17 protein-coding genes are annotated in these 18,035 nt (G+C 45.8%); 8 read left to right on the forward strand and 9 right to left on the reverse strand.

Translation table 11 applies throughout. The annotated features are described in order from the left end of the window. Position 1 precedes the first annotated feature (1 nt). Positions 2-199 carry a type II toxin-antitoxin system antitoxin gene (locus tag ACYVD4_RS13600; protein WP_460946460.1) on the reverse strand — a complete coding sequence of 66 codons (198 nt, stop codon included), beginning with the start codon at positions 197-199 and terminating at the stop codon, positions 2-4. A 105-nt stretch (positions 200-304) separates the two neighbouring features. Next, on the reverse strand, positions 305-1,180 hold the full coding sequence (locus tag ACYVD4_RS13605) for an SPFH domain-containing protein (protein WP_460946462.1): 876 nt from the start codon (positions 1,178-1,180) through the stop codon (positions 305-307). Positions 1,181-1,387: 207 nt separating this feature from the next. Between ACYVD4_RS13605 and lysS the strand changes: the two genes are divergently transcribed. Next, the gene (lysS, locus tag ACYVD4_RS13610; protein ID WP_460946464.1) at positions 1,388-3,145 is read left to right on the forward strand and encodes a lysine--tRNA ligase; all 1,758 of its coding nucleotides are present in this window, start codon (positions 1,388-1,390) and stop codon (positions 3,143-3,145) included. Positions 3,146-3,276: 131 nt separating this feature from the next. Here lysS and ACYVD4_RS13615 read toward each other — a convergent pair whose 3' ends face one another. Beyond that, positions 3,277-3,483 carry a cold-shock protein gene (locus ACYVD4_RS13615; protein ID WP_460946466.1) on the reverse strand — a complete coding sequence of 69 codons (207 nt, stop codon included), beginning with the start codon at positions 3,481-3,483 and terminating at the stop codon, positions 3,277-3,279. 345 nt (positions 3,484-3,828) lie between these two features. Here ACYVD4_RS13615 and ACYVD4_RS13620 point away from each other — a divergent pair, with 345 nt between their 5' ends. Beyond that, positions 3,829-4,050: a PspC domain-containing protein gene (locus tag ACYVD4_RS13620; protein ID WP_460946468.1), complete on the forward strand. Its 222-nt coding sequence runs from the start codon at positions 3,829-3,831 to the stop codon at positions 4,048-4,050. A gap of 80 nt (positions 4,051-4,130) precedes the next feature. Here the strand turns inward: ACYVD4_RS13620 and ACYVD4_RS13625 are convergent, their stop codons facing one another. The 3 genes from ACYVD4_RS13625 to ACYVD4_RS13635 form a co-directional block, all read right to left on the reverse strand. Beyond that, positions 4,131-5,168 (reverse strand): glycosyltransferase family 2 protein, encoded by a 1,038-nt coding sequence (locus tag ACYVD4_RS13625; RefSeq protein ID WP_460946470.1) that lies wholly within the window; start codon positions 5,166-5,168, stop codon positions 4,131-4,133. Between the two features lie 78 nt (positions 5,169-5,246). Continuing rightward, positions 5,247-5,579 carry a YbaB/EbfC family nucleoid-associated protein gene (locus ACYVD4_RS13630; protein ID WP_460946472.1) on the reverse strand — a complete coding sequence of 111 codons (333 nt, stop codon included), beginning with the start codon at positions 5,577-5,579 and terminating at the stop codon, positions 5,247-5,249. A gap of 56 nt (positions 5,580-5,635) precedes the next feature. Further along, the gene (locus tag ACYVD4_RS13635; protein ID WP_460946474.1) at positions 5,636-7,522 is read right to left on the reverse strand and encodes a T9SS type B sorting domain-containing protein; all 1,887 of its coding nucleotides are present in this window, start codon (positions 7,520-7,522) and stop codon (positions 5,636-5,638) included. 307 nt (positions 7,523-7,829) lie between these two features. Here ACYVD4_RS13635 and ACYVD4_RS13640 point away from each other — a divergent pair, with 307 nt between their 5' ends. Further along, positions 7,830-9,131 (forward strand): bifunctional 3,4-dihydroxy-2-butanone-4-phosphate synthase/GTP cyclohydrolase II, encoded by a 1,302-nt coding sequence (locus ACYVD4_RS13640; protein WP_460946476.1) that lies wholly within the window; start codon positions 7,830-7,832, stop codon positions 9,129-9,131. A gap of 100 nt (positions 9,132-9,231) precedes the next feature. Continuing rightward, positions 9,232-9,537: a thioredoxin gene (gene trxA, locus ACYVD4_RS13645; RefSeq protein WP_460946478.1), complete on the forward strand. Its 306-nt coding sequence runs from the start codon at positions 9,232-9,234 to the stop codon at positions 9,535-9,537. 106 nt (positions 9,538-9,643) lie between these two features. Here the strand turns inward: trxA and ACYVD4_RS13650 are convergent, their stop codons facing one another. Beyond that, entirely contained in the window at positions 9,644-10,210 is a 567-nt protein-coding gene (locus ACYVD4_RS13650; RefSeq protein ID WP_460946480.1) for a hypothetical protein, read from the reverse strand. Positions 10,211-10,422: 212 nt separating this feature from the next. On the opposite strand from ACYVD4_RS13650, the gene recQ reads away from it, so the two are divergent. The 4 genes from recQ (at position 10,423) to ACYVD4_RS13670 (ending at position 16,504) form a co-directional block, all read left to right on the forward strand. Next, positions 10,423-12,549 (forward strand): DNA helicase RecQ, encoded by a 2,127-nt coding sequence (gene recQ, locus ACYVD4_RS13655; protein ID WP_460946482.1) that lies wholly within the window; start codon positions 10,423-10,425, stop codon positions 12,547-12,549. A gap of 189 nt (positions 12,550-12,738) precedes the next feature. Then, positions 12,739-13,803: a lytic transglycosylase domain-containing protein gene (locus ACYVD4_RS13660; protein WP_460947543.1), complete on the forward strand. Its 1,065-nt coding sequence runs from the start codon at positions 12,739-12,741 to the stop codon at positions 13,801-13,803. A gap of 176 nt (positions 13,804-13,979) precedes the next feature. Beyond that, entirely contained in the window at positions 13,980-15,203 is a 1,224-nt protein-coding gene (locus tag ACYVD4_RS13665) for a lytic transglycosylase domain-containing protein (protein ID WP_460946484.1), read from the forward strand. 56 nt (positions 15,204-15,259) lie between these two features. Continuing rightward, positions 15,260-16,504 carry a lytic transglycosylase domain-containing protein gene (locus tag ACYVD4_RS13670; protein ID WP_460946486.1) on the forward strand — a complete coding sequence of 415 codons (1,245 nt, stop codon included), beginning with the start codon at positions 15,260-15,262 and terminating at the stop codon, positions 16,502-16,504. A 99-nt stretch (positions 16,505-16,603) separates the two neighbouring features. Here the strand turns inward: ACYVD4_RS13670 and ACYVD4_RS13675 are convergent, their stop codons facing one another. Then, entirely contained in the window at positions 16,604-16,930 is a 327-nt protein-coding gene (locus ACYVD4_RS13675) for an L-rhamnose mutarotase (protein ID WP_460946488.1), read from the reverse strand. Between the two features lie 21 nt (positions 16,931-16,951). Beyond that, positions 16,952-17,932: a type I phosphomannose isomerase catalytic subunit gene (locus ACYVD4_RS13680; RefSeq protein WP_460946490.1), complete on the reverse strand. Its 981-nt coding sequence runs from the start codon at positions 17,930-17,932 to the stop codon at positions 16,952-16,954. Positions 17,933-18,035 lie beyond the last annotated feature (103 nt).

Consider the following 18,035-nt stretch of genomic DNA (forward strand, 5'->3'; position numbering starts at 1 on the left):
GCTACGTATCTGATGTATCTGACGACGTATTATCATCCGACGGTGGGCCTTTTTGCTTTTTTCGTTTACGTAGCGCATCATTGAGCAGAAACTCAATTTGCCCATTCACGCTTCGAAATTCTTCCTGCGCCCAACGTTCCAGTTCTTTCAGCATTTCCGGCTGAATTCGAAGGACAAATGCTTTTTTTTCGGCAGGCATATTTTAAAGGAGTGAGGAGTGAGGAGCGAGTAGTGAGAATGGCTGGCGCATCAAATCTTTTGCGTCAGCATTCTCATTACTCGCTCCTCACTCCTAATACTGATACTAGTTATAAAGCGTTCCTGCATTTACTACCGGGCTTACCGATTTTTCACCACATAAAACAACCAGCAAATTACTAACCATAGCGGCTTTACGTTCTTCATCAAGTTGTACTACGTCTTTTTCGGCTAATCGGGCAAGGGCCATTTCAACCATACCCACAGCGCCCTCCACAATCTGTTTCCGAGCCGATACAACGGCGGTTGCCTGCTGACGCTGCAACATAGCTCCGGCAATCTCAGGGGCATAGGCCAAATGGCTGATACGTGCCTCCATTACGTGAACACCCGCCTGCCCAAGACGTTCGTTAAGTTCCTGTTCCAGAAACAAGTTAATCTGTCCCGTATTATCGCGCAACGTAGTGGTTCCGGGCTGAAGGGCTTCGTGCTCGTCTTCCATATTATCATACGCATGTGAGCTGGCTAGGAACCGCACGGCGGCTTCCGACTGAATCTGCACAAAATTAGCGTAGTTATCTACGTCGAAAAGGGCTTTTGCGGTATCGGATACCTGCCAGACAACCACAGCCGCAATTTCGATGGGATTACCCATTTTATCATTCACTTTCAGTTGCTGGCCGTTTAGGTTTCGGGCGCGCAGACTAATTCGGGTTTTACTGTAAAGCGGGTTTACCCAACGTAGCCCGGTTTCTTTCGTTGTGCCTACATAATCGCCAAAGAACGTAGCAGCAATGCCTTCATTCGGGTAAATGACAATAATTCCTTTCAGAATAAATACAGCCGCTAAAATCAAGACTCCTGGCCAAAATGGTGTTTCGACAATACCATTTAAAAGAATGAGGGCAGCTATCACAAAACATAGTAGGGCGATCAGTAAAAACAAATAGCCCGAAACGGAAATAAGCTTTTTCTCTTGCATAGCGGTATTATTTAGTTTAGAAATATGATATCAAAATAATATCACAATGATACATACATTTTTTGAGTTACTGGCAAGAATTGTATAAACGGTTTTTGTTGCCCAGAAACGGCTTCTTTAGCCTTATGGCTATAAACGCCAATCCTTTTCATTATTTTTGCGCCCTCAAATAGTAGTTGGAATAAACCAACTAACGAATTGATCACCATGCAGCTTAGTGAACAGGAAATAAATCGCCGACAAAAGCGCGAAGAACTCATGCGGATGGGTATCGACCCCTACCCTGCCGCTCTTTATGACGTAAATACCAGCGTTGCCGACATTCGGTCTGCTTTTCAGACTGTTGAACCCGAACAGGATTTCGCTGGCGACGAACGATGGGGAAATGTCCAATTGGCTGGGCGGCTGATGATTATCCGCATCAGTGGTAGTGCGTCTTTTGCCGAATTACAGGACTCTACCGGACGAATTCAGCTTTACTTCCGACGCGATGATATTTGTCCCGGCGAAGACAAAACGCTTTACAATACGGTATTTAAAAAGCTACTCGACATTGGCGACATCATCGGCGTTCGTGGGCATATTTTTTCCACGAAAACAGGTGAGCTGTCTGTTTATGTGAAAGAATTCACGATTCTCAATAAATCACTACGTCCGTTACCGGTTGTAAAAGAAGTAGTGAACGAGAAAGGCGAAAAAGAAACGTTCGATGCTTTTACGGACCCTGAGCAACGGTACCGCCAACGCTACGTCGATCTGATTGTGAATCCGCAGGTACGTGATGTTTTTGTGAAACGGACCAAACTGGTTAATTCCATTCGGCATTATCTGAGCAACAAAGGCTATCTGGAAGTAGAAACGCCTATTCTGCAACCAATTCATGGTGGTGCTACGGCCCGTCCGTTCATTACCCACCACAACTCGCTCGACATGACGCTCTATATGCGTATTGCCAACGAGTTGTATCTGAAGCGGTTAATTGTAGGGGGTTATGATGGCGTGTTCGAGTTTGCGAAAGATTTCCGCAACGAAGGCATGGATCGCACGCATAATCCGGAGTTTACGCAGGTCGAATTTTACGTTGCTTATAAAGACTATATCTGGATGATGGACACCATCGAAGAGATGGTTGAGAAAGTGGCGCTCGACGTAGCAGGAACGACTAAAGTTACGGTTGGCGAAAACGTAATCGACTTCAAACGTCCGTGGAAACGTTTGACGATGTTCGAAGCCATTCAGGAATATACGGGTGTCGACGTATCGGAAATGGACGAAGCACAACTGCGGAACGTAGCAGAAAGCCGGGGCATTAAAACCGACAGCACAATGGGCAAATCGAAACTGATTGACGAACTGTTTGGCGATGCTTGTGAACCGAATTTGATTCAGCCGACGTTCATTACCGATTACCCAGTCGAAATGTCGCCGTTGACCAAAAAGCACCGGAGCAAACCGGGGTTGGTTGAACGATTCGAAGCTATTTGCAACGGAAAAGAAATTGCCAACGCTTATTCTGAGCTGAACGACCCGTTAGATCAGCGCGAGCGTTTTGAAGAACAGCTACGGTTGGCCGAACGTGGCGACGAAGAAGCAATGGCTCTGGACGAAGATTTCCTGCGCTCGTTAGAATACGGAATGCCGCCAACGGCAGGTGTCGGGCTGGGTATTGATCGGCTGGCGATGATTATGACCAATCAGCCGTCGATTCAGGATGTTCTTTTCTTCCCGCAAATGCGCCCCGAAAAGAAACTTGAGCAATCGAGCGAAAACGATTACGTAGCAGCAGGTATTCCGGCAGAATGGGTACCCGCTATTCAGAAACTGGGTTTCATGACCGTAGAGCAACTACGTAGTGCTAACCCCAATAAGCTTTTCAATGATCTGGGCGGGGTGCGCAAAAAGTTGAAAATGGAGGCAAAAATGCCCGCTCTCGACGAGGTAAAAAGCTGGACAGGCCAGTCATAGCACGAACACGGAACAATTTATGGGACATACGAAATAGGGCTGTGAAAACAACCTGTTAGTATGCCCCATAAATTGTCCAGATTATGTGTTGTTTGTGCCGGGAGTCTGCTACGTTGCTAAACGCTGGCGGTTTAGTATTCAGAATCCAGTTTTTTAACTTTTACGGCATTAAGACCTTTTTTGCCATCAACCACTTCAAACTGTACGCGGTCTTTCTCGCGAATCGTGATACCGTTCAGGCCGGTAATGTGAACGAAGATGTCCCGGTTGGTATCATCTTCAACAATGAATCCGTATCCTTTACTTTCGTTAAAGAATTTTACTACACCTGTTTGCATAAAACTTAAACAATTAGAACAATTAAAAACTTAAAGGGTCAGTTAGTTAATAACATTAAACGCGAAACAGCCACAGGGTATCTCATGTGTTCAGGAAACATTGTTGAGAATCAGCGAAACTTGTTGCGTATATGTATCGAAATGGATAGTGTCACGCCACTAACCGTCGTCACAACACAAAGAAAACAAAAATGTTCCTACTACAAGTAGATAAAGCCCTTTTTTTAGCTATTTTCAATAGATTTACGTCGTTTTCTGTGTAAACGGCAAACAATCTATTAAATCGACCCGTTATTTTTTATCCTCAATGATTCGAATTTAGTAGACACTTCGCAACGAAAAACGATGAACAGGATACGATACTTCCTTGAAAATCAAGCATTTGGCGTCTGCTCCTTATTAGGTGAGAAGATGAACATATCTGCCAGCAGTATTCGGCTCTATTTTATATATACTTCCTGCCTTACTTTGGGCTCTCCTGTTGTTCTTTATCTGATTATGGCATTTTGGATGGAAATCAATAAACACATGCGTCGTCATGCCCATCCAACCGTTTGGGAACTGTAAATTATGTAGGATATATGGTGTATAAACTATGGTGTATAAAGAAGTATTTACACCATAGTTTATACACCATATATCACACTTCATACATCTCTTTTCGCCAGATCTCCGAACGTTTTTTTCCCTTTGCCGAAATATTGCCACACAAGGCTATGTGGGTATAGTTTTACGTTGGTCTTTTGTTGTTGCTGTAATTGTCTGCGTTGACGATGTAGTTCGGGTAATCGGCCGTAGAAAGCGAAATGCGCCCGTAGAATTGCCCAGATATCCTGCCATTGGCCAGCTTTCAGAAAAAGCAGTGAAGACACGCCATCCAATGTTAGTCGCAGAAAGATTTTAGGCCATAGCCAACCCGATGCAGGCCAGTTCTTATACAGCATGAATAAGCTGTTCCGGTAGTTTAGATATGTTTTATGCGGATTTGATTTGTGTAGAGTTCCTCCGCCAACGTGATAAACAGTAGATTGGCCGCAGGTCCAGATTTCATAACCGATACGTTGCACGCGCCAGCACCAGTCAATTTCTTCCATGTGCGCAAAAAAAGCCGCATCGAAACCACCTGCCTGATGAAACACATCGGCACGAACGAACAGACACGCGCCAGTAGCCCAGAAAACCTGCCGATTGTCGTCATATTGCCCTTGGTCTGCCTCGAACGTAGCGAATACTCTACCCCGACAAAAAACGTAACCTAGCCAGTCTAGAAAGCCTCCGGCGGCTCCAGCATGTTCAAAAAGTAGTGGTTCGCTATAGGATCGTATTTTGGGTTGACAGCCTGCTACGTTCGTATTGCCCTCCATTAGTGTTAGTATAGGCTTTATCCAATTTGGAGTTACATCAATATCTGAGTTTAACAGGACGTAATACGTAGCACCCCCATAATTGGCTCGCACACTATCAAGTGCGCGATTATAACCTCCTGCGTAGCCTTCATTCTGAGGCAGCTCAATAATACGAACGGTAGGAAAGTTTGTGCGTAAGAACGAAATAGAATCGTCACGAGAAGCGCTGTCTGCTACGTAGACGGGGTGCCCGTCGGAATTCGCTAATACGGTAGGAAGGAATTTTTCTAAAAACGGTTTCCCGTTGTAGTTCAGAATAACAATAGCAAGTGTATCCACAGAAAAGTAGTCGGCGGGTCAATCGGTTGGTACGTAGCATTCGCTCTATAGCATGGCGAACGCTACGTTACCTATGCATTACGACATTAACCCATCGAGGTTAAGTCCGGGAATATTTGGTAGTAATCCTTCTGTTGCCTGACGCAGATGCTCGCGTGCTTTTGATTCAACGCTGGCCATTGCTTTGTTGGTTGCCGCAACAATTAAGTCCTGAAGCATTTCGCGATCGTCGGGCTTGATCAGATCGGGATCAATATCAATTTTCAGGACGTTTTTTAGTCCATTTACAGTTACTTTCACCATACCAGCTCCCGATTCTCCTGTTTCGGTAACGGTGCTAAGTGTTTCCTGAGCATCTTTCATTCGGGACTGAACTTCTTTCATCTTCCCGAACATGTCAAACATATTCATACATCTGGGGTAATTTGTGGTTGGCAGGTAGACTGCAATCAATTCGCTACGTTCTACTATCGAATTAACAACAATGCTCCGGTGCGAACAGTTTTCTTACCCAGCAAATCAGTCATTTCAATCCGATACATATATTGTCCCGAAGCGGCAATCTGGCCGTTAGCGTTACCATCCCAGCCTTTCTTTTTATCAGTAGTGCTATAAATAACTTCACCCCAACGGGAGTAAATGGTCATATTAAACTGATCGACGTAGATACCTTTAGCCAAAAACTCATCATTAATACCGTCGCCGTTCGGCGTAAAGGCATCAGGCACCAGAATACGGGCATCCTGCTTAATGGTGAAGAAATTAGAATAACTTCTTACCCCATTACTGGATATGGTCACAATCCGAAACCGCTGCGATTGCAGTCTGGGATCGTCCAGATCAATATCATGGTGCGTGAGCAGACTTTTCTCAATCTCCCGTTGCGTGCCATCGACCGAATCAATGACTTCTACTACGTATCTGGCTACCGTACTGGGCCAGAATGGCGAAGCGGTTGTCCAGTCAATACCTGTTGCCGATTGTGATCCTAAATGTACCGTACAGACGGGTTCTGATGGAGTCGACGTGAGGCCGCAACTATTCCGAAAAGCCACCCGATAGCAATACGATTGCGTTGATGCGCTAACCGTTGTATCTGTATATTGATTACGACGGTCGAGTTCGGCAATAACCTGCCCACTGGCCGCATTTGTAATAACCATGGTATATGAATTACCAGCCGGCTGCGTACTGAACACAACGGGACGATTATTCTGCACATCGGCCCGAACGTTTGTCGGCGCAGCAGGAGGATCGGTGTTCGTTCCGATAACGCAGGTTAGATTCGACGTAATGGTAACCTCAGGAGTACCGGCTAGCGTTGCCATAACCGAATAGCAATATTGTTGCCCGCAAACGATGTCTCTATCCTGATACGTAGTGGTTGCTCTATTGGTTATAGCTGCGCCGGTTTCCGATCCGCTACGTATTACCCGATAGCCTCTGAATTGCTGTGTTCCAGTTCCAGCATAAGCCTGCCAGCTCAGGTTGTTCTGGTTATTCGCAACCTGCACATTTAATACCATGCTACAAACCTCCTCCGACTGAGCTGAGGTACCACACTCATCCTGTACCTGCACCTTAAAACATTGCACCTGTGACGTATTCCCCTGTGCTCTGAATTCTCCCGGCCCCGTAGCTGTCTGTCCAGTGCTAACATAATTAGCCCCATCTTTCCGAAAAAGCGTTACGGTTACGCCCGCTGGAGCAGTATATCCTATCGAAGTGGTATTGGCATCGCTCGTATATAAAGATGTGATGGTGGCTGCTCCTGCCGAAGCCGCAACAATCGCAGTTTGTGATGTAGTAGGGCTAGAACAAAGCGTTACTGTTTGATTATTGGGACTGGTAGTTGTATAACTCCCAGCAACTGTTATAGTAAACGTACCGGAGGTTGCATAGGTATGAGGTGGAATATTGTTCCTACTGTAAGACTGAGGTTGAGTTTGATCTCCCCAGCGGATCAGATAAAAGTCATATTGTCCAACTGTTGCAGGATCAAGTGTAATTGTTACCCGCCTGTTAGCGCAAGACTTAACAGTAAACCGAACAGGATCTGTAGGAACAACGTCAACTCTCTGACAGGCAACAGAACCCTGACCATTACTACCAATCTGAAGAATAGTATATGAGCCAGGCCGCGTATAGGTATGACTGGTTCCACTAGCAAACGTAGTACTGCCGGTGATTGAACTGCCGTCATACTCAAAAATATATCTGGGACTTCCTATCTGAGCCGTTGCATTTACATTAACAGCAGTTCCAACACACGTCTTTGGCTTATCAAGTGTAAACGCACCGGGAGCAGCATTACCGGGATTAAGACAAACATTGGTTGGTTGTGCAAGAGACATACTGCTCTTTGCAAAGATGAGTAGCAGAATCGCAGCAATTCTTATTAACGAGTTGGAGTTCACCCTAACATCAGTCAGCCACAATCGTAAAAGTCGCACAGAGAGTAAAATTTTTATCGTTCCAGGAATTAATCAGTTTCTTTTCGTAAAAAACGTCTCTTTTGACATTTTCGCGTCTGGCGAAACGTATCTTTCGCAAAATCAGTTTTCTGATCGAACCTACAGCGCACTCGAAAGGAGTTCGTATGGGTTAAAAATAGTAATTACGTATCAAAGATACTTCCGATGATACGCATCAACCAAACAGATGAGCAATAATAGTACCAATACCGGAGCGTCGAATTCTGAAAATTCAGAACGTATCCAGCCTGCCGAAACACCCGCTATTCGTCTCGATCGCATCGAAGAAGCTATAGCCGATATTCGGGCCGGGAAAATAGTTATCGTGGTCGATGATGAAGACCGTGAGAATGAGGGCGATATGATTTGCGCAGCCGAAATGACCACGCCCGAAATGGTCAATTTCATGGTTCGCGAAGCGCGTGGGCTTATGTGCGCCCCCATTACCGAAGAACGTTGCGAAGAACTGGGGCTCACCATGATGGTTACCAGCAATACGTCGGTACATACAACGCCATTCACGGTTTCGGTCGATTTGCTGGGTAATGGCTGCACAACGGGCATTTCGGCATCTGACCGGGCCAAAACCATTCAGGCACTGGTAGACCCCGCCACCACGCCCGACGATCTGGGTCGGCCGGGTCATATTTTCCCGCTACGTGCCGTTGAAGGAGGTGTAATTCGTCGGGCAGGTCACACTGAAGCGGCTGTCGATCTGGCACGGCTAGCGGGTTTGCAACCGGCGGGCGTACTCATCGAAGTACTCAATGAAGATGGCACCATGGCGCGGCTGCCCGAGTTGCGCATAATGGCCGATCGATTTGGCATGAAGCTCGTCAGTATTCAGGATTTGATTGAATACCGACTACGTACTGAAACGCTGATTCGTCGTGAAATTGGTGTTAATCTACCAACCGAGTGGGGCCAATTCGATTTGATTGCCTATAAACAAAGCAATACAGGTGATACGCATCTGGCGTTGGTAAAAGGAAGCTGGGAGCCTAATGAACCCGTTCTGGTTCGTGTTCATTCGTCCTGCGTGACCGGCGATATTTTTGGTTCCTGCCGTTGCGACTGTGGGCCTCAATTGCATCGTTCGCTTCAGATAATTGAAGCTGAAGGCAAAGGTGTAGTGGTTTATATGTTTCAGGAAGGACGAGGCATTGGTTTGCTGAATAAACTGAAGGCCTATAAACTTCAGGAAATGGGCCGCGATACGGTCGAAGCTAATCTGGAACTAGGTTTGCCGATGGACGCCCGCGATTACGGTATCGGTGCGCAGATTTTGCGTGATCTGGGCATTCGCAAGTTACGTCTCTTATCGAACAACCCCCGCAAACGGGCTGGTTTGATGGGTTATGGACTCGAAATTATCGACACCGTTCCGATTGAGATTCCATCGAATCCGCATAACGTAAAATACTTACGTACCAAGCGCGATAAGATGGGGCATACCATCATGAACGAGCCAGTAAACGAAGAACAATAGAACCTATTTGAGGTTTAAGAATATAAGCCTTATCCCCTCAGATTCATTGTATAATCTGTTGAGGCTGACGCTAGAAAACCTAGAACCTGAACGACTAGCTATGAACAAGCCATCTTTTAAAGACCTGATTAACGGCGATAAGCCGGTTCTGGTCGATTTCTATGCCGATTGGTGTGGTCCCTGCAAACAGCAGGCTCCCATTCTGAAGCAACTTACCGAACGGGCTGGCGATAAAGTACGTATCGTGAAAATTGATGTCGACAAAGCACAGGCCGCTGCCAATCAGTATCAGATACGTAGCATTCCAACTATGATTTTGTTTAAAGACGGAAAAATCGTCTGGCGGCAGTCGGGCGTTCAACCACTGCATACGCTGGAAGGGTTAGTGAAGCAGTTTGGTAATTGACGCTACGTTCCGCATTCACGTAGCAACCAACATCTTATTGATACGTAGCTAACTTTTATAAAAAAGCCCGTCAGCTAAAAACTGACGGGCTTACTTGTTTTTGGCATTAATCCCGTTTACTGCTTAGATACGTTTTATTGCCATTCTTATTAATGTAATATTTACCACCGCGCGGTCCCGTCATCACTTTTTCGCCATTCGGCCCTTTCAACGACGCATCAACTGGGGCTTTATAATCTTCTGGTTTTGCTTTTTCTTCTTTCGCTACTTTCTCGGCCTTCTCTTTCGACTTTGTCATTTTGTCGTCTTTCAGGCCAGCATTTGCCGCTGCTTTATCCGCTTTCTTTTCGGCTTTCTCGGCTTTAGCGTCCACTTTCGCGGCTTTGTCCTCTACTTTCTTTTCAGCTTTTGCTTTTTCTTTAGCTGCTTTTTTCTCCGCTTTAGCAGCTTCCTTTGCTACGTCATCACCAGCCGCTTTTGCGTCTTTCTTCGCTTCTTTGGCAACATCCTTAGCAGCTTTTTTATCTTCCTTTATGGCTTTTTTAGCAGACGCTTCCGCATCATTCACTTCTTTTTTTGCTTTCTTTTTGGCCGTTTTTTCGTCCTGAGCTGTGCCGTTATATGCAATCAGCAAACTAAGCATGAGGCAAAAAATTGAGAGTGTCTTTTTCATAAGATTACTCGGTTTATGGATTAACTAATTGAGAATAGGCACTTTTGACGGAAAGATGAGCATAAAATCACGAATCTACCAGTGAAAAAGACTTAAATTTTTCTTAAATTTGAGATAGCGATAGTTATTAATTTGTTGACGAATTACTATCGTGTTACGTCCTTAGTGTCAGGCCCATTTTATTGTGCCGACAACTTTCCCGCTAAAAGTCAATGTCTATTGCAACCCCGTCGCATACGCAAACGCCAGTCGATTATCTGAAACGTTATTACGGTTATGACCGCTTCCGGCCCATGCAGGAATCCATAATCGACACAATAGTGGGCGGACGCGATACGGTGGTTTTAATGCCTACTGGCGGAGGTAAATCGGTCTGCTTTCAGATACCCGCTCTTATGATGCCGGGTGTTACCGTCGTGGTTTCGCCTTTGATTGCCTTGATGAAAGATCAGGTTGAAGCCCTGCACATGAACGGAATTCCGGCCGCTTATTACAACAGTACCCAAACCGCTCGGGAGCAGCGAGATATTGAAGACGATTGCCTGAAAGGAAAACTAAAACTGCTCTACGTATCGCCCGAAAAACTGCTTACGGAATCGTTTTTTAATTTTTTGCAACGAGCGAACGTATCACTTTTTGCTATTGACGAAGCGCATTGTATTTCATCGTGGGGTCATGATTTTCGGCCGGAATACACGCAGCTACACGTATTAAAAGAACGCTTCCCGAACGTACCGACAATTGCGCTTACAGCTACTGCCGACAAATTGACCCGTGCCGATATTTCGTCTCAGCTTGGTATGAATGACCCGGCGGTGTTTGTGGCCTCTTTTAACCGAACCAATTTAAGTTTGCAGGTATTGCCGGGTCAGAATCGTATCCAGCAAATTATTAAGCTGCTGAGTCAAAAGCCAGATACGTCGGGGATTATTTACTGCCTGAGCCGTAAATCGACCGAATCGCTGGCGGCCAAATTGCAGGAGAAAGGATTTAGTGCGGCATTTTACCATGCCAAAATGGACCCCGGCGACCGATCTCGAACGCAGGAAGCTTTCCTGCGCGACGATGTACGTATTGTTTGTGCCACCATTGCGTTTGGCATGGGTATCGACAAATCGAATGTTCGCTGGGTGATTCATTACAATATGCCCAAAAACATCGAGAGTTTTTATCAGGAAATTGGTCGGGCTGGCCGCGATGGTGCTGCTGCACAAACCGTTCTGTTTTACAGCTTCGCCGACGTAGCAACGTATAAGGAGATGCTTGCAGAAAATAGCCCTGCCAATTTGGGGCTGCAACTGGCAAAACTGGAACGTATGCAGCAATATGCCGACGCGCACACCTGTCGACGCCAGATTCTTCTCTCCTATTTTTCTGAGGAACTACCCGAACCTTGCGGCAATTGTGATGTCTGTCGTGATCCACGTGTTACGTTTGATGGTACGATTCTGGCGCAGAAAGCTCTTTCGGCCATGGTACGTACTGGAGAGCGGGTGCCAATGAATTTGCTGATTGATATTCTGCGTGGCTCCCGAAGTCAGCAGGTGTTGCAGGGCGGATACGATCAGGTGAAAACGTATGGTGCCGGGCGCGACCTTCGTTTCGAAGACTGGCGTAACTACCTCCACCAACTTATCAATATTGGTGTTATTGAAGTGGCCTATGACCAGCATTACGCACTACGTCGGGGTATTCTGTCAGATCAGGTATTATACAATGGGCGAAAAATAGAGCTGGTTCGTCCCGATGATGCACCGAAACCGGTGGTTGAGAAAGTGCGTACAAAAACCGAAAGCCAGCGCGATGAGTTGTTCGAACGTTTGCGTACACTTCGGAAACAGGTGGCCGACCAGCAAAACGTACCGGCTTACGTTATTTTCACGGATACAACCCTCGAAGATATGGCTCGTCAGCGACCAACTACACCCGATGCGCTACGTAACGTAAGTGGAGTTGGTGAACGAAAGCTTCAACTCTTTGGCAAGCAGTTTCTGGATGTGATCGTGAGCTACGTACGTGGGCGTGTACAATCAGGTGAGAAACCTAAAGGTTCTACCCAACTAGTGACCTTAGATTTATACAATCAGGGATTAAGCATCGACGAGATTGCCGCCGAACGTCAGTTGACCAGTGGTTCAATAGCCTCTCATCTGGTGCAGCTTTCCAAATCTGGTTATACAATTGATTTAGCTTCATTAATTGACCCTAAAGAACGGGAAGAAATTGCGAAAGCTATCCTGACGGTAGGTATGGAAGAAGGTCGATTAAAGCCCGTTTTCGACCATTTTGGCGGTCGGTATGACTATGGGAAATTAACCCTTGTAGCAGGGCTTTTATAGAGATAAAATCCTGTTTTAAGGAGTACCGTTGGATATTTCTTAGATAAAACGTTTGGTTTATACTTCACCATCCCCTATATTCGTATTTATGTACCCGAGAAACCCGTTACGTAAGTACGGGTTTTATCGTGTTTATGTATCATAACAACAAATGTTATTTTGATTAAAGAAGTAAGTTTTTCATTGCTCATGGCCGCCATTAAACCGGCCTTTGCGCTTCCAATGTTGGAAGCCGACACGAGCCGAGGGCTTCCCTTTTCAAATGGACTGAACAATCCCGAATTAATGGTTGTCGATTCAAGTCAGCGCGTATTTCCGATCTACTTTTGTGGTGAAGAAGTGCCAGTTGGCGAGCCCCGTGTAGCCCGTCGATGGGTACAAACGCTACGTACTTACGGAGCAGAACCTGAGTTTCTGCTCGATCTTCGTGCGAAAGCATCTGAATTCTTCACCATCATTGACCCAATTCTGCGGAAGCACAAAATTCCCCGTGATTTTCGGTTCATGCCATTGGCCGAAAGTGCTCTGGATAATCGAAGCGTTTCGCCCAAAGGAGCAAAAGGTTACTGGCAGATCATGCCCGGCACCGCCCGTGAGCTGGGGCTAAAAGTTAACAGCGATGTTGACGAGCGCAGAAATCTGGAAAAAGCAACGATTGCTGTTTGTCGGCATTTACACCAACTGTATCGGGAACTTGGTTCCTGGACGCTGGTAGCGGCTGCTTACAATGGAGGCATTACACACGTGCGGAACAAAATGGGCCAGCAGGGGCATTCCAATTATTATCGGCTCCGCCTGCATCGGGAAACCAGCCATTATTTGTTCCGTATTCTGGCATTTAAGGAGTTGCTTACTAACCCTCGGCAGTATTCATTATTACTACGTAGTGAAACCATTGCCGAACTTACCAAGCCCTTACCAAGCTGGCGTAAACCATTAGCATTGCCGAAGAAAATTAAGGATGCGCCTGTTGTTGAGATTGTCGATGAGGACTATAATGAACGAACCTGGGGACCACGCCCCAATACGTTGCTGACTCACACACCTTCCGATTCAGAGCAGTTGATTGCTGATGCATCTTTAGCAAGAACATCGCCGAACGCACCTGTTTCAGAAATAGAAAAACAGGAAGCTCGTTTTCCTGTTAAGAAACTGATGATGGCTTTAATGGTAATACGTTTTCGTCGTCCTCGTTTTTTACAATTGAAAAAAGGTGAGGGAATTCGTCCGCTGCATTTTTGGGACTGGATTTAGTGTGACCCCAACACATTTATAAAGTCTATATTACCAACAAAGCCGCTATTACTAGCGGCTTTTTGTATTCATATACAACAGATTATAAAATTAATATTACTACTTATATGTTACCGCAAACTACTTAGCGAGTCTAAACAGGAAACACTGACCCATAAATTGATATTTCTCTTTTAATGAATTTACTCACTTCATTCGCGTTAGCGGCTGGATTGATAGTAGTTAGTACGTTCCCTAAAATAAATTCTTTCAGTACGCTGACCAGCCAGTCAGTTTTTACTACTCCAGTTGCTGTAACCGCCGATCCGGGACTGACTAAGTTGTTGCCTCCCGTCTATTTCTGTGGTGAATCGGTCCCATTACACGAAGAAGCGGTTGCCCGTCAATTGGTAACGGCACTGTTACGTAATACAGCTCATAATCAGGCTTTGCTACGTATCAGACAACGTTCAGCCGTTTTTTTTCCAGTAATTGAACCGATTCTGGCCCAGTATAATATTCCCTCCGATTTCAAATATCTGCCTCTGGTTGAAAGTGCTTTAACTGGTACAGCCGTTTCGTCGAAAGGTGCCGCTGGCTATTGGCAGTTTATGCCAGCTACTGCCCGTGAACTTGGGTTAACAATCCGAAATGGCGTTGACGAGCGGCAGAACCTGATTAAATCGACCGATGCGGCCTGCCGATACCTACGTTATTTATACACCCGGCTCGGCTCCTGGACATTAGCGGCTGCCGCTTACAACAATGGCATTGGTGCGCTGTTAGTCAATATCCGCCGACAACAGCAGCGCGATTATTATTACCTCCGCCTAAATGCCGAAACAGGCAAATATTTATACCGGATTCTAGCCTTCAAAGAGCTATTTTCGAACGCCCGCTCATACCAGCACCTGATTCCCAACCAGATGATGGCGTACTTGCAAGCCCCCCTTTCTGTTGATGAAGAAACCAACACAGATGAAGTCCTGCTCTCGGAAACAATGGTAAATGAGGTTACAAAAACAGCCGTTACTTCCGAAACACTACGTCCCGAAGCTCCACCCGATGAAATTCCGTTGCCAAATGCCGCCGAAGTTTTTCGGGGTGGAATCAAAGCCAAACTGGTGGAATCATCGGGAGTTATCCGTGGACAAACGTGGGTCTTCCATCTTACCCGCAACGGTATGGCAGATGGTCGCGAAGTAGATGAAGGCGATATTCTTTATGCAGTTATCGAAGATCTTGACGTAAAAACCAATAAAATATACCTCCGCGCCGACAAACTTTACTCCCCTTCCGAGAAACATACCTACTCGTTGACGCTCTCGGCAGTTGATGCCTCCACAGGGCGAATTGGTATAAAAGTACCCGATATAGACCAGATTAGAGCAGGATGGATTCTGACCTGGAAAGCACTTTAGCAAACTAAATGGTTACTTGTTTCGTTGTGTATGGGTTCCATCAACAATTGCAAATTTTGAAAGGTCAAAGTATAATCTCTTTATTTCTGATACTGAGTAACTTATTTGTTATATCAGCAAGTTTTGCACAAACAAAAACGATACGTTTCAAGAACAAATCAACGCAACGCACAAGTACGATTTCGCACCAGCCAGTACGTTTATCTCCCCAACGTTTACATTTTTGCGGAGAAATCGTTCCGATAGAGCAAGGGGATGTTTCATCAAAACTTGCGCTTGCCTTAGCCAGTAATTCGGGCTACGTCCGTCATCTCAATGGACTTAAAACGCGCTCGGCTCCTTTCTTTTCGCAGATTGAGCCGATTCTGGCGCGCCATAATATTCCCAACGATTTTAAGTACCTACCGCTCATCGAGAGTGCCTGGAAAGCCAATGCCGTATCGTCGGCAGGTGCTATTGGTTACTGGCAGTTTATGGACGATACAGCTCAGGATATGGGCCTTTCGATCGCGGCTGGCAACGATGAACGTACTGATCTGCTTAAATCGACTGAAGCCGCTTGCAAATATCTGAAGTTTCTTTATCGAAAATTGGGTTCGTGGACACTGGTGGCAGCGGCCTACAATGGCGGGGTCGGTATGGTACAGCGTAAAATGTTAAAAACGGGTCATCGAGATTATTACGCAATGACCATGAACGCCGAAACGGGTTATTATTTATACCGGATTCTGGCCATGAAGGAGTTATTTACGAACCCGTCGTATGGCCTTGGTTCAGTAGGTTTAATGCTCGCATCCGTTGGCAATGAATATGAAAAAGAGCGTGAACAAGCTCGACGTATGGGCTGGCTACAGGATGAAGAACCCGAATCAACTGGCATGCCCATCGAATCGCTTGATGAACCAACAACGGCAAGCCGAAGCGAGGCAGTTCTGATGGACAGTTTGCTGGCTGATATGCTCAAAAAGCACTCGTTAAAGCCGTTACTTTTCCCAAGTGATGCCGCTGCCAAACTTGTTCGGGCCGGATTACCTAAAATTGGACAAAGCTGGACATTTGCCCTTACGGAGCCAATTCAGATCGATGATTACGAGCTTAAACCCGGCGACATTTTGTATGCGGTTGTCGATGACATTGACAACCAGAACAATCTATTTCTGCGCGCCACCAAAGCCATTTCAGCCGAAACAAAGACAATTGTTCCGCTTACGTTGATTGCCATGAACCCTGCTACCGGTTTAGCGGGTATACCTCGCCCCAAAATGATCAAAACAGGCTGGGTTGTGCAGTGGAAATTATAAAAAGCAAGCCGAGCTAGAGGATTGCCAATGAATGTAAACAGAAATACCCGACAAGCGCGTTGGGTATTTCTGTTTGTAAACTCTATTTTTTTCACTAGGTCACAGCTTGAAAATTTGCTTCATAAGCACCCATTTTTCGCCGGGTTGTGCCATTGGCAAAGCTTGCTGATACGTCCACATCAATTGCTCCCATTTTTGCACAATCGGGCTGGCGGCATCGGCTGCGGCTTTGGCTTCGAATGAGAACGTAGCCTCGGTTTCCATGATCATAAACAGCCGGTTTCCAATACGGTAAATATCCATCACCGTAATACCCGATTCGCGAATACTGGCTTCAATCTCGGGCCAGATTTGTTCGTGCTGACGCTCGTAATCAGCAATTATGGCAGGGTCGTCTTTAAGGTCGAGGGCGAAACAATAACGCATAGAGTCGTGAAAGCAGCAGAATTACGGTACGTAAGTTTCCAGAACGGTCATATCGCCATCAGGAATAAGCGTAATGTTGTTGACCGAAGCCGGAACAAGTACGCATTCGCCCATCTTAAGCGATACGGAATAACCACCTTGCGTTTCAAGCGTTAAGCCACCAGCCACGCAGATAAGAATTACAAACGAGTCGATGTGTGAATAATCATGTGCAACTTCCTGATTGAAATTCAGCACGTTAGTCACAAAATAATCCGACGTAACAGCATTTACACTCTCGTTAAGCTTCTTATCATACTGCGTTTTGTACTGATCGTAGTGATGATAATCAATCGCATCGACGGCCAGTTCAGTATGTAGTTCGCGTTTTTGTCCCGTTGTGGCATCTACGCGGTCAAAGTCATAAATCCGATACGTAGTGTCGGAGGTTTGCTGAATTTCGGCCAGTAACAAGCCTTTACCGATATAATGCACCCGACCAGCCGGTAGAAAAAATACGTCGCCGGGATTAGCCGATTCAATGTTGAGCAGATCCTGAATCGTATTGTCGGCAACAGCCGCTACGTATTCATCTTTGCTCACTTCCCGATTAAAACCTGAGTTCAGTTTAGCGCCTTCATCGGCCTGCATAATGTACCACATTTCGGTTTTCCCGAAACCGCTCTTCCGTTCTTTTGCCAGTGCATCGTCAGGATGTACCTGAATCGACAGGTCGTCATTGGCATCGATGAATTTGACCAGTAATGGAAATCGGTTTCCGAACTGCTCATAAACGTGTTTGCCAACCAGTTCGCCTTTGTATTCTTCAACCAGTTCACGTAACGATTTACCCTGTAAACTGCCTTCCTTTACAATCGATACGTTGCCTTCTACATCGGATACTTCCCAGGTTTCACCACAATTGGGCAACGGAGCGAAATCCTTCTCCAGAACGGTTTTGATTTTCTGTCCTCCCCAGATTTTATCCTTAAAAATGGTTTCGAACGTCAGCGGATATAACATGTATATGAATGGAAACTAAACAAATGAACGATGCCTGATTAACCTGCAAGGTAAGCTATTTGTTGGCCGATGGCAATTGGCACTACGTTGCTCACCAGAACGA

Source organism: Spirosoma daeguense (genome assembly GCF_054776875.1).

What these genes read in the sequence shown, in the direction of transcription:
- ACYVD4_RS13650 (WP_460946480.1), bottom strand. Translation starts at nt 10,210, where the DNA reads ATGAAAAAGACACTCTCAATTTTTTGCCTCATGCTTAGTTTGCTGATT.
- ACYVD4_RS13635 (WP_460946474.1), bottom strand. Translation starts at nt 7,522, where the DNA reads ATGTCTCTTGCACAACCAACCAATGTTTGTCTTAATCCCGGTAATGCT.
- ACYVD4_RS13605 (WP_460946462.1), bottom strand. Translation starts at nt 1,180, where the DNA reads ATGCAAGAGAAAAAGCTTATTTCCGTTTCGGGCTATTTGTTTTTACTG.
- recQ (WP_460946482.1), top strand. Translation starts at nt 10,423, where the DNA reads ATGTCTATTGCAACCCCGTCGCATACGCAAACGCCAGTCGATTATCTG.
- ACYVD4_RS13675 (WP_460946488.1), bottom strand. Translation starts at nt 16,930, where the DNA reads ATGCGTTATTGTTTCGCCCTCGACCTTAAAGACGACCCTGCCATAATT.
- lysS (WP_460946464.1), top strand. Translation starts at nt 1,388, where the DNA reads ATGCAGCTTAGTGAACAGGAAATAAATCGCCGACAAAAGCGCGAAGAA.
- ACYVD4_RS13680 (WP_460946490.1), bottom strand. Translation starts at nt 17,932, where the DNA reads ATGTTATATCCGCTGACGTTCGAAACCATTTTTAAGGATAAAATCTGG.
- ACYVD4_RS13630 (WP_460946472.1), bottom strand. Translation starts at nt 5,579, where the DNA reads ATGAATATGTTTGACATGTTCGGGAAGATGAAAGAAGTTCAGTCCCGA.
- ACYVD4_RS13600 (WP_460946460.1), bottom strand. Translation starts at nt 199, where the DNA reads ATGCCTGCCGAAAAAAAAGCATTTGTCCTTCGAATTCAGCCGGAAATG.
- ACYVD4_RS13665 (WP_460946484.1), top strand. Translation starts at nt 13,980, where the DNA reads ATGAATTTACTCACTTCATTCGCGTTAGCGGCTGGATTGATAGTAGTT.
- ACYVD4_RS13640 (WP_460946476.1), top strand. Translation starts at nt 7,830, where the DNA reads ATGAGCAATAATAGTACCAATACCGGAGCGTCGAATTCTGAAAATTCA.
- ACYVD4_RS13615 (WP_460946466.1), bottom strand. Translation starts at nt 3,483, where the DNA reads ATGCAAACAGGTGTAGTAAAATTCTTTAACGAAAGTAAAGGATACGGA.
- ACYVD4_RS13660 (WP_460947543.1), top strand. Translation starts at nt 12,739, where the DNA reads ATGGCCGCCATTAAACCGGCCTTTGCGCTTCCAATGTTGGAAGCCGAC.
- ACYVD4_RS13620 (WP_460946468.1), top strand. Translation starts at nt 3,829, where the DNA reads ATGAACAGGATACGATACTTCCTTGAAAATCAAGCATTTGGCGTCTGC.
- trxA (WP_460946478.1), top strand. Translation starts at nt 9,232, where the DNA reads ATGAACAAGCCATCTTTTAAAGACCTGATTAACGGCGATAAGCCGGTT.